This window comes from Thalassospira sp. UBA4513 (assembly GCF_002388495.1).
Taxonomy (GTDB): Bacteria; Pseudomonadota; Alphaproteobacteria; order Rhodospirillales; family Thalassospiraceae; genus Thalassospira; species Thalassospira tepidiphila.
The window spans coordinates 84148-85626 of record NZ_DGMR01000023.1 but is presented as its reverse complement, the minus strand read 5'-3'; the positions used below and the strand labels follow the sequence as shown (position 1 = coordinate 85626).

At 55.5% G+C, this 1479-nt stretch carries 2 protein-coding genes; both read right to left on the bottom strand.

What is annotated here, in order from left to right; translation table 11 throughout:
• Positions 1-128: 128 nt before the first annotated feature.
• Complete coding sequence (locus B2T33_RS09450; protein WP_064788377.1) at positions 129-998, bottom strand: FadR/GntR family transcriptional regulator; 870 nt, start codon at positions 996-998, stop codon at positions 129-131.
• Positions 999-1050: 52 nt separating this feature from the next.
• Positions 1051-1479: ABC transporter ATP-binding protein (locus B2T33_RS09445; protein WP_286791788.1), on the bottom strand; the 429-nt coding region annotated here is incomplete at its 5' end.

Here is a 1479-nt window from a genome sequence, read left to right as displayed (position 1 = left end):
CTCGGTCATGCCCGTCGGGCTGTCAATCGTCAGAAGCCTTGCCAGAACCGCACTGAGATATTGTCGATCAATATGGGTTTCAGACATGATACCCGTCCTTAAATTCCTAGATAATGTCGGCTCAAAGATCAGTGTTTGGTTGCGATACCCGAAAGCGCGCGCAATTCGGCACTGGGTGACAAGTCACGCGGCAGATCGATATTGCCCGACCGGAAAAAGCGGTTTTCGACCACCGCTTCCTGTTCTTCCATCAAACGTTGGGCGGCACACATGTGTTGATAGGTAACCGCACGCGCCGTTTCACCATCGCCCTTGCGAAGCGCTTCGATCAGGCGGAACTGATAGTTGCGCCCCGTTTCGCGCAGTTCGGTGTTGGGTTGATCATAAATCTTTTTGCAGACCGTCAAATTCATCAGCAAATCGATCATGAACCGGCAGATAAATGACAACAGCGGATTGGGGCAAAGCTCCACCAGAACCAGATGGAATTCCAGTTCCTTGATGCGTTGGCGTCGCGCTTCCTCGATCGAGGTCGGATGGCTTGCATACCATGTCATGACCTCTTCAAGCCTTTCAAAATCGTCCTCTTCCAGATGACCGATACAGGCCGCGGCCATTTCCGGTTCCAGCAAGATCCGAAGCTCGTAAATGTCGCGGATCGTCAGATCCTTGAAAAAGAAGTAATTGGCCAGAAGTTCGACCGCGCGTCCCTCGGACACGGTATCGATAAACGCCCCGCCGCCCGGTCCGGTCCGGGTTGCGATAATCCCCTGCGTTTCCATTGATTTCAGAGCTTCGCGCACGGTCCCCTTGGATGCGCCCAACAGTGTAATCAGTTCCGCTTCCTGTGGCAGACGCTCGCCCGGACGCAGCCCCGTTTGCGCGATATAGTCTTTCAGCGCGTCGGCAATGATATCGGAACGTTTACGCTCTCGCTTGCGCGGGCGTGTGGTCAGTTCCAAGTCCTGTTTCGGCCCCTTGATCGGGTTTTTTGTCATTTGTTTTTCCCTGTCGCGCCCAAACGCATTCCGGCCCCTATTCTATCCTTTTTCAGGACCTTGTCACCGGATTGAGCGGATGCAGACATGCCGCATCGTGGTTATCCAAGCCGTATTGTGCATCCGGGACGGTGGCAACACAATCATCCTGGGCCCGCGGGCAGCGTGGCGCAAAGGCACAGCCCGGCGGCGGGGCCAGCGGATCGGGCAATTCGGCACTGGCATCTTCGACCGTAAGGCCGCGTTTACCCGGTACTGGCGCACTATCAAGCAACAACCGGGTATAGGGATGCTGCGGCTTTTCAAACAATGCCCGTCCCGGCGCCTGTTCAACGACCCGGCCGAAATACATCACGGCCACCCGGTCACTGACTGCTTGGACCACGGAAAGGTCATGACTGATAAACACATAGGTCAGGCCAAATTGCGCCTTGAGTTCCGCCAGAAGGTTCAAAACCTGCGCCTGCACAGACACATCAAG

Bases quoted from the DNA above. Each gene is read 5' to 3' on its own strand.
- B2T33_RS09450 (WP_064788377.1), bottom strand. From the start codon at position 998: ATGACAAAAAACCCGATCAAGGGGCCGAAACAGGACTTGGAACTGACC.